This window comes from Phormidium pseudopriestleyi FRX01 (assembly GCF_017313335.1).
GTDB classification, from domain to species: domain Bacteria; phylum Cyanobacteriota; class Cyanobacteriia; order Cyanobacteriales; family Laspinemataceae; genus Laspinema; species Laspinema pseudopriestleyi.
This window is the reverse complement of sequence record NZ_JAFLQW010000216.1, coordinates 1-9,137: the sequence shown is the minus strand read 5'-3', so window position 1 is coordinate 9,137 and position 9,137 is coordinate 1. Positions and strand designations below refer to the sequence as shown.

General features: G+C 47.3%; 4 protein-coding genes and 1 pseudogene. 1 reads left to right on the top strand and 4 read right to left on the bottom strand.

Features of this window, described 5'->3' with window-relative positions; translation table 11 throughout:
• From J0895_RS07750 to J0895_RS07740, 3 genes and pseudogenes are all read right to left on the bottom strand, one after another.
• A pseudogene (locus J0895_RS07750) lies at positions 1 to 307 on the bottom strand (hypothetical protein); the annotation flags it as partial.
• Between the two features lie 64 nt (positions 308 to 371).
• Positions 372 to 2,102 (bottom strand): WD40 repeat domain-containing protein, encoded by a 1,731-nt coding sequence (locus J0895_RS07745; protein ID WP_207087529.1) that lies wholly within the window; start codon positions 2,100 to 2,102, stop codon positions 372 to 374.
• Positions 2,103 to 2,412: 310 nt separating this feature from the next.
• Positions 2,413 to 7,980 carry a PAS domain S-box protein gene (locus tag J0895_RS07740; protein WP_207087528.1) on the bottom strand — a complete coding sequence of 1,856 codons (5,568 nt, stop codon included), beginning with the start codon at positions 7,978 to 7,980 and terminating at the stop codon, positions 2,413 to 2,415.
• A gap of 651 nt (positions 7,981 to 8,631) precedes the next feature.
• Between J0895_RS07740 and J0895_RS07735 the strand changes: the two genes are divergently transcribed.
• The gene (locus tag J0895_RS07735; RefSeq protein WP_207087527.1) at positions 8,632 to 8,892 is read left to right on the top strand and encodes a CRR7 family NDH-1 assembly protein; all 261 of its coding nucleotides are present in this window, start codon (positions 8,632 to 8,634) and stop codon (positions 8,890 to 8,892) included.
• A 116-nt stretch (positions 8,893 to 9,008) separates the two neighbouring features.
• Here the strand turns inward: J0895_RS07735 and J0895_RS07730 are convergent, their stop codons facing one another.
• Positions 9,009 to 9,128 carry a DUF2854 domain-containing protein gene (locus tag J0895_RS07730; protein WP_242541137.1) on the bottom strand — a complete coding sequence of 40 codons (120 nt, stop codon included), beginning with the start codon at positions 9,126 to 9,128 and terminating at the stop codon, positions 9,009 to 9,011.
• Positions 9,129 to 9,137 lie beyond the last annotated feature (9 nt).

Below are 9,137 nucleotides of genomic sequence, written 5' to 3'. Positions count from 1 at the left end.
GGGACTCTGGAGAGGCATGAGGATTAAAAGAAGAGGAAATTTGGGTCAGATGAGACTGAAGAACTCGGGTTTCTTGTTCTAGTTGCTGAATCATATTGCTGGCGCTTCTGAGTTCATCTTGCTGCGATCGCAGGGTTGTCCAGAGTCGTTTAGCCCAAGCTACTTTGACCCGTTCTTTCGATAAAATAATCGGTCGAATATCCGGGGTAACCGATGCGGGATAGGGGGTCAAATCCCAGCCACATTTAGCACAGCGATCGCATTCTCCTTTGGTAAATTCCGCTTGACAAATCGGACAGTTAGACATAATGGCTTAGATAGAGATGCAACACAACTGATTGAGTCCGAACTAACCCCGGATGGAATGGGGGTTAATGGTCACCAATTCCCCAAATTTTAATCTTACCCCCATCAAACCCCGTGACAATTTTATCTCCGTTGGGACCGATCACACTGCATAACATATACCCTTCATTTCCGTGAGTCGTTTTCAATGGAGGAATGGTGTGAATAGGTCTAGCTTGTTCTAAATCCCAGATTTTAATGGTCCCATCATCGGAACTGCTTGCCATCATATTATTCTGGGAAATAGAAACAGAAGTCACCCCACTGGAGTGATCCGCCAAGGTGTACAAAAGTTTGCCAGTTCCGACATTCCAGAGGCGCAAAGTGGTATCATTACTCCCACTGGCTAAGAGATTGCCATCGGGACTAATGGCAACGGAACAGACAGATCCAGTATGGTCGGTGAGGGTATGAAGTAATTCTCCGGTGAGTAAGTTTCTAATTTTAATCATATTATCATTTCCCCCACTAATCAGGGTATTTCCTTGGGGACTAATGGAGAGCGATCGCACGGTACTCGTATGTCCGTAAAACGTTCCGATTAATTCCTGGGTATCCAAATTCCATAAAGCAATTGTTTTATCTGCACCCCCACTCACCAGCATATTTCCTTTGGGATGAAAAGCCAAAGCATTCACCCATCCCGTATGTCCTCGTAGGGTGAAGCAGAGTTTGCCAGTTTTGAGTTCCCAAAGTTTGATAGTATTGTCTCCACTGCCACTGGCGAAGAGTTCGCCATTGGGGGAAATTGCTAGGGCGATCGCAGAACCCGTGTGACCGATACCTGTTTTAATCAGATTTCCCGTGTTGATTTCCCAAATTTTGACGGTTTTATCATTACTGCCACTGACCAAAAAATTTCCATTTGGGTCAATCGCCAATGTTCGCACGGCTTTTTGATGTTCTACGATTTGTAAGCAGCGGAAAAACCGATAGGGTTGATAATCTTCTATAGCCATTTTTGCTTTGGCCAAATGACTGCGTTTAAGCAACGCATAAGCCCATCGCTGGACAGATTCAGAGGGGTCGGCCAAAGATGAAATCAATAAATTGACCATTTCTAATTCAAATTCAACCGCCCCATCGTTGAGAGTTTTGGCTTCTATTTCAGCGTTCAACTCTTTAATTTTTTCTTGGAAAGCTACCGATTTTTTTTGTTCAGAGACCAGTTTATTGGTTAATTTTAATTGTTCTGATTTCGACTCATTTAACTGGTTTTTTAATTCCTGAATTTCCTGAAATGCTTCCCTTTCTTGGTGGGGCTTCAACCGGGCTATTTCTTGATGGAGGTTGGCCAACATTTCTTTTAAATTCTGGGGTTCTATCATGGGATTGCTGCTCGATTGAATGGGATGAAGGGGTTGAGAAATTTGTGGCCGATCGCCATTGCTTTGCTGTAACTGAGAACACACTTCATTCAGTCGAGTCTCTAACTCTTCGTACCCAGCTAGGCGTTCTTGACGCTCATGGTTAATCTCCGCTTCTAGGCGATCGCGCTGTTGGCGGAATTCCTCACTCTCAAATAACAGGCGATCGACCTTTTCCTGGGTATTAATTCGTTCTTTCCCAGCCCGATCTAAGCGTTCCCAAACTTTAGATAACTGTCCTTCAATATCGGCTAACTTCCACTCTAATTGTTTAACGGCTGAGTCGCGTTCTTGAACCAGCGCCCAGACGTTTCTCGCCCAAAATAGTTTGGTCCCATCACCAGGAGAATTCGCGGGGGGCAACTCCCCAGGCATTAACGGGGGAGCCAACGTTACATCCCACCCACAGGTTGGGCAGAGTGTCTGTTCCCCCTGCACATATTCAGTTCCACATACCGGACATTTAGACGCACCCAAGCTCACCCTATCCATACGTTCTACCCGCCAGAAATTCGATCACCCATATCGGCATCTATTGTTATGCTAATGGTTTCCCCTACCTTTAGCCTAGGACCTCGGTATCGCCTTCAATAGATATAGGACTTACGGAGCAAGGCTACATTTAGAGTTTTGAACCTGGACTGGCGTCAGTCCTAAGATAGGACGGTTACGAGGTTCCTTGTTCCTCAACCCCGGTTTTTCATCGCTGCAACTCATCTTGTAAAGCTGGCTTGAGGCGTTCGTACTCCAAATAAATCGATCGCACCAGTACCAATGCCTCTGGGGGCAAAAGGATTCCCTCCTCCGTGCTAGTTCGTCCGAGCTTTTCTAACTGCTTACTCAGTCGAGCCAAAGGTTTCGCACCAAGAGTAGCACTGGTTGATTTTAGCGTGTGAGCCGCTCTATGCAGAGTTGCAGCATCTTGTTCCTGCACAGAAACCTCCAAAGTTTCTAACAGATTCGGTAAATCACTTAGATAACTCTCAACCACTTCAATAAACGCGAATGGCTCATCTTCACCCACCATTTCTCGCAAATTTTGCAACGCTTTGGTATCGATAGGAAGTTCAGGAATTGAGTCGGACAATGAAGAATTAGACATAGGAGATAAAGAAGAAAGCGACGAATTGAACAATTGAATCTTAACTGGAGCTTCAGAATCGAGAGGAGTGCTTCCTGGATTGAGAAGAGATTCGGGACTGGGGATGTCGGTGGCTGTAGATGGATCCGAGATTTCGGGGTCAGAGACGCCCCAGGCAGATTCCGGTGGGGAGGATCTATCTGATGTCGGTGCCGGAGGGAAGGATTCTGAATAAAAATGACATCCAGCCAGTGCTTCAGCAAGAGCTTCCACACGAATGGGTTTACTAATGTAATCATCCATTCCCGATCGCAAACAGATTTCCCGATCGCCTTGCATCGCATTAGCAGTCATCGCAATAATCCAAGGCCGCCCCATCACCGAAACATCCCGGCGTTCACTCCACTCCTCACAGATGCGACGAGTCGCCTCCAAACCATCCATCTCCGGCATTTGCACATCCATCAGAATCACATCATAGCTTTGACGATTCAACGCCGCGATCGCCTCCAATCCGTTCCCCGCAACATCCGCACGATATCCCATCCGTTCCAATATCCGCAACGCTACCTTTTGGTTCACTACATTATCTTCCGCTAACAAAATCCTCAAGGGCCGACTGCTCCTTGGAAGAGTTGACACAGGGGGGAAAGAAGCAACCCGACGGCCCCTTAAATCCTCCTTATTCGATGCGTGCAGAAAAATCCCAACTAAAATATCAAACAATTGAGACTGCTTAATCGGCTTACTCAAAAACGCCGCAAAATCAACCCCTGCCGCTTCCTGAGACACTGGTTGCCAACCCAGAGAAGTCAACATCACCAAAGGTAGGCGACTGCCATTGGGGAGTTGACGAATCGCCCTCGCTAGGGCCAACCCATCCATCACCGGCATCTGCATATCCAAAATAGCCAAATCAAAACGAGAGTCCGAATCCTCCAACCCAGCCAACGCTTCCGGCCCAGAAGCCGCCGCTGTCGTTCGCATTCCCCAAGATTGGGCTTGGCGGGTGAGTATCAGACGATTGGTAGCATTATCATCCACTATCAGTAAATGTTTCCCCGTGAGTTGAGGCACTTCATCCTCTGGACTCACTGAGACAAATTCCGAAGTTGCAGCAGCCTGAATTGTAAAATGGAACATCGAACCGCACCCCATTTCACTTTCCACCCACATCGTACCGCCCATCAGTTCGCTCAGGCGCTTGGCGATCGCTAATCCCAAACCAGTCCCCCCATATTTGCGAGTAGTTGAAGAATCCACCTGAGAAAACGATTTAAACAGGCGGTTCATGCGATCGGGCGGAATCCCCACTCCCGTATCCTTCACGCAGAAGTGAAGTTGAAACATTCCCCCACAGCGAGCTCCTGCTTCTATCGCGTTCCCCAACCGAGCATCCTGCACTAACGTCGCATTCACCGAAACAATCGTCTCCCCTTCCTGGGTAAACTTAACCGCATTACTGAGTAGATTCACCAAAATTTGGCGCAGGCGGGTGGCATCGCCGATGATTCCTTCAGGAGTTTGGGGACCGAATAAATAGGCGAGTTCTAACTGTTTTTCTGCCGCTTTAGATGCCACTAAATCCAGACATTCCTCTATGCAAGTGCGCAGATTAAACGGATGTTCCTCCAGATCCATTTTCCCAGACTCAATCTTCGAGAAGTCGAGGATGTCGTTAATAATCGTGAGCAAGCCATCGCCACTGGTGCGAATCGTTTCTACAAAATCGCGCTGCAAAGCATCTAAAGGGGTATCCAATAGCAATCCCGTCATCCCGATTACAGCATTCATGGGGGTGCGGATTTCGTGGCTCATAGTGGCGAGAAATTCACTTTTGGCGCAGTTGGCGGCTTCTGCTGCTTTTTGGGCTTGTTTGGCGGCTTGGCTTTGGCTGGCTATTTCTTGACGGGCGAGGGTTTCTTGTTGGAGGAGTTGGGCTTGAGCTAGGGCAATTCCTACTTGTTCGGCGACGGCTTGACACAGTTCTATGTCTTCGCGAGTCCAGTGTCGGTAGCGATCGCACTGATGTATCCCAATTATCCCGTTGGGTATTCCTTGATAGGAAGTCCGCACAGCTAACATAGATTTGATACCGGTTTGCTGACAGATTTCCTGGGCTCCTTTGAGCAGGGGGTCTTTATACACATCCGGGGAGACTAAGGCGCGATCGCTTGTGACGAGTTGTTCTACATGAGTATTCCCGATTACTGGCATTTCCAGGTTAATCATGGTTTTAAATCCGGGCTCTAAATACTCCGCCACTAAGGGAATTCTCGGTGGGTTGCCGTCAATATAGCTATGAATCAAACAGCGATTGACTTTAAATGCCTGACCAATTTGGGTAGCCGTGGTCTGAAAAATCTTTTGAGTATCTAAACTTTGGCGAATTTCCTGGCTAATTTGGCTCAGGAGTAGACTGCGATTTAGTTGTTGTTCTAGGGCGATTTGAGCCTGATTCCGCTCGATTTCACGGCAGATCCATTGGGCCATTAGTTTTAACAATTCTTGGTCAACGGATTTAAAGGGGTGTGTTTTGGGTTGGGGTGAGGAAAAGCTCAGACAACCGTAAACTTCACCTCCGATAAGTAGTCGGATTCCTAGATAGGCTTCTAATCCCCGAATTTTATAGGCGGGATGCTCTCGCCATTGGGATTCTCGGGCTGAGGCGATGGTGATTGGCTCTTTTGAGTGGATGGCAAGGGAGCAATAGGTGAGGTCTAATTTAAAGGCGTCTCCTTTGGTCAATGGAATTAAGGCGTTGCTGGGGAGTTGCAGGGCGATCGCTTCAATGGTGGAACCGGTTGCGCTGCCGTCTCGACTTTCTCTGGGGCTGTCTAAACGGCCTACCATGCCAATATCTAAGCCAAAGCGCTGACATCCCATTTCTAATATTCGGGAGAGTCGGGTATCAAAGTCCAGGGTGCGATCGGCGGTGACGGAATAGAGCAGTCGGATGGCTGATTCGCTTTCTTGCAGGGTGGCAATGAGTTGAGTTTTTTCGGACTCGGCTTGTTTGCGATCGGTAATGTCATTGAGGGTGCCACTGATTCCGGTGATTTCGTGGGCTTGATTCTGATTTCTTCGGGCAAATACTTCTATCCAACGGTGGTCCCCGGTTTGGGTTCGGTATCGCATTTCAGTTTGAGGGTTTTGTTGTTCTCCTGCAATGAGTGTTTCTAGGTATTGGGAAAATAGGGGGATGTCGTTTTCTTGGATGTAATTTAACCAGGGGGTGCCAAGGGTTTGGTCTATTTCAAATCCGGTAATTTCTGTCCAAGCTGGATTGAGAAAGGTGAAGGAGCCGGTGGCATCGGTTTGGAAGATTACTTCTTTGATGTTATCGACTACGGAACGATATTTTTCTTGGCTTTGGCGGAGGGCTTCTGCTGCTTGAAAGCGTTCTGTAATATCCTGAACCATTCCTAGGGCAATTTTGTTGTTGCCTTTGGCATTTTGAATGATGGAAACGGTTAGGTCAACCCAGATTTTTGACCCGTCTTTGCGGATATAGCGTTTCTGGATTTCGTAGCTGGGGCGCTCTCCTTCTAGGAGTGCCTGAAATAGGGGGAGTTCTTTTTGTAGGTCTTCTATGTGGGTGAAGTCGGAAAAGTTTAGGGTGGAGAGTTCGGCTTGGGTGTAGCCGAGCATTTTCTCAAAGGCGGGATTACTTTTGAGAATTTGGCCTTTGTCTAAGGTTCCCAGGACGATGCCAATGGCTGCGCTTTCAAAGATGGTTCGGAGTTGGGCGGCGTTTTCGTCCTGGGCTTTTTCGGCTTGTTTGCGATCGGTGATGTCATGGGCGACACAGTAGAGTAGTTTTTGTTCGCGAAGGGGGGTGACGTTCCAGCGGACCCAACGATAGGAGCCATCTTTGCAGCGATAGCGGTTCTCAAAGCCAGTGGCAAGAACGTTCAAGTTGCTCAATTTTTCGGTTTGGGTTAGGGTGGCGGCGCGATCGTCTGGATGGACGAGTTCGATGAAGGGTTGGGAGAATAGTTCGGTGTCGGTGTAACCGAGGATTTTTCCCCAGGTGGGGTTGAGGAGTTTGAAGTATCCATCGAATCCGGCGATGCAGAGCATATCGAGGGAGAGGGTGAAGAAGCGATCGCGTTCTTGTTCGGCGTTTTTGCGATCGGTGATATCCTGTGCTACGACTATTACGGTGTCGATTTGAGTGGTTTCGGTTGGCAAGGGTACGGTGTGGGTGCTGTGGAGTTTTTCATTTTGATGAAGGATTTGTTGCGATCGCACTTGTTCGGTTTGGTCGGTGGCGACGCCGATTATCCCTGTGATGTTGTTGCTTTTGTCCCAGATTGGGGCCAATTTATGTTGGTAAATGAATTGATTCCAATTGCTGGTCCAGTTTTGTTCTTTGCCGTGAAGTACCTGATGGATTTGGTTGAGGATTTTCGGGTGATCGGCATACCACTGGAAGATGGATGTACCGATGGCGGTTTCTGGTTTTAAGCCTAATGAGGGTAGGGATTTTCCTTCTAATAGGGTGATGTTGCCCTGGCGATCGGTGGCATAGAGTATTGCTGGGGCTTGTTGAATTAGGGTTTGTAGGTGGGATGTACGGTATCCGGCGAGTGTTTTAATTGTTTGTTTGGGTTGGTTGATTTCTTTTGGGATTTTTTTGTTGGCGGTTTGCGTTTGTTGGGTTGGTTGGGCAATGGGGTTTTCTAGTTCTAGTTTGTTTTCGGGCCAGGTTGTTTCTATTTGCTTTGGTTGTCCAATTTCTGGCGGAGGTTGCTGGTTGGTTTGTTTTGATTGCTCTGGGGAGGGCGATGCTAAGGTTTTGGCGGTTAGGGGGATGAGTAGGATGGCGGTGGCGAGGGAGAGACTGGCGGCGATGGCTTTGATTCCACCGGATAGCCAATTGTCGGGATGCCACAGGGTCCAGATTTCGATTAGATGGGTGGTGCCACAGGAGATAATAAATGTGCCAATTAGGACAAGTATCCAAGTAAGGGGTAGGTTTTTTCGTTGGCGGATGAGATATAGCAGGGTTATGGGGATGGCGAGGGAGGAGAGGGCGATGATGGCATCGGAACTAGCATGGAGTGCTATTAATTCGGGTTTCCATGAGTAACTATGCTCATGAGGGATGAATGAGGTTGGGCTCTCTCTCGGCAGACTGGCGATCGGTGAGTTTGTGAACAATCCTAAAATTTGGTTCTGCATTTATCCCCCTTGGATATTGTCGAGCGCTTTGTTTCTGTCTCTCGTTCCCTTGTCTTTGACTTTCTATTGATTGAACCGTTTTCGCTTGGGCTGATCTGTTTTTATCTTTTTAGAATAGGGAGCAACGGGTAAAATCCGGTGAGCGGTCTTCTCCATTGTTTGGGTTAAAATGGAAGAATGTCAGATAGAACCCTGATATAATTGTTTTATAAGTTTAGCCAAATTATAGGAATTTTAAGCCAGCCGGGGGGAATTCTTTGTTAAAGCTTAATATTGCACGGGGTATATAGCAGATCCTAAATCCGTTGTGGAATCCCCTCACCCCTTTCTCGTCGGCGGCCCAAAGGGGGAGAGGGGAGCTATATATGTCATAAATCATTTAGGATTGCTATAGATCCCCTGGGGATTCGTCCCTCTGAGGGAAACGAGCAGGCTATTGGCGGTCCCTCGTCTGTAGTGGCGATCGCCATCCCGTTCGGGAATGGTGCATGAGAATAGGGCATTAGAATGGTGCGTTAGTCCGCTAACGAAAAGGCTTTTGAGACTTTCCCTTGAGGGACTAACATATCCTGCCCCTTGGCGCAACACTGACGTTATATCCTGACCCCGAATCAGTCAACATTATCCAAACCCATCATCCGAATCAGAACGATGCCTAACTCCTTAATGTATCAAGACGAAACTCATTTTGTCGTCCTAGAAGTCAATCAACCGGAACAATTACTGACCGCTGAGGAATTGCTCTTTAGGCTCAAAGCAATTTTAGGCGATCGCCAAGATAATTTGCCTCGGGATTTGCAAAAGTTTCCCACAATTGAGGCTCAAGCTCAATATCTTTTGGAAACTAGCTGTGAATTTGATTTAGGTCCGGGAGAATATTTCCAATGGTATGTAGTCCGCCTCGAAAAGTAAATTATCTAATCCAATTTAGACGAATTTTATCCGGGTTTAATTGCTATTTTTAGAGGCAAGAGACGGGGGAATTTACCCCGTCTGCCTGCTGGATTTAATCTTTTTGATTTAAAGACTCAAATCTGAGCAATTAGAGCTAAATCAAGGCAATTTTCCCCAGTATTCTTTAATTGAACCGAGATGCCTGGACCAAAAAATTTTTCGATTTTTTCTTGCTTTTTCTGCCAAATTTCCAAGGGAAATTG

Coding starts and splice junctions, on each gene's coding strand:
- J0895_RS07740 (WP_207087528.1), bottom strand. CDS start 7,980: ATGCAGAACCAAATTTTAGGATTGTTCACAAACTCACCGATCGCCAGT.
- J0895_RS07735 (WP_207087527.1), top strand. CDS start 8,632: ATGCCTAACTCCTTAATGTATCAAGACGAAACTCATTTTGTCGTCCTA.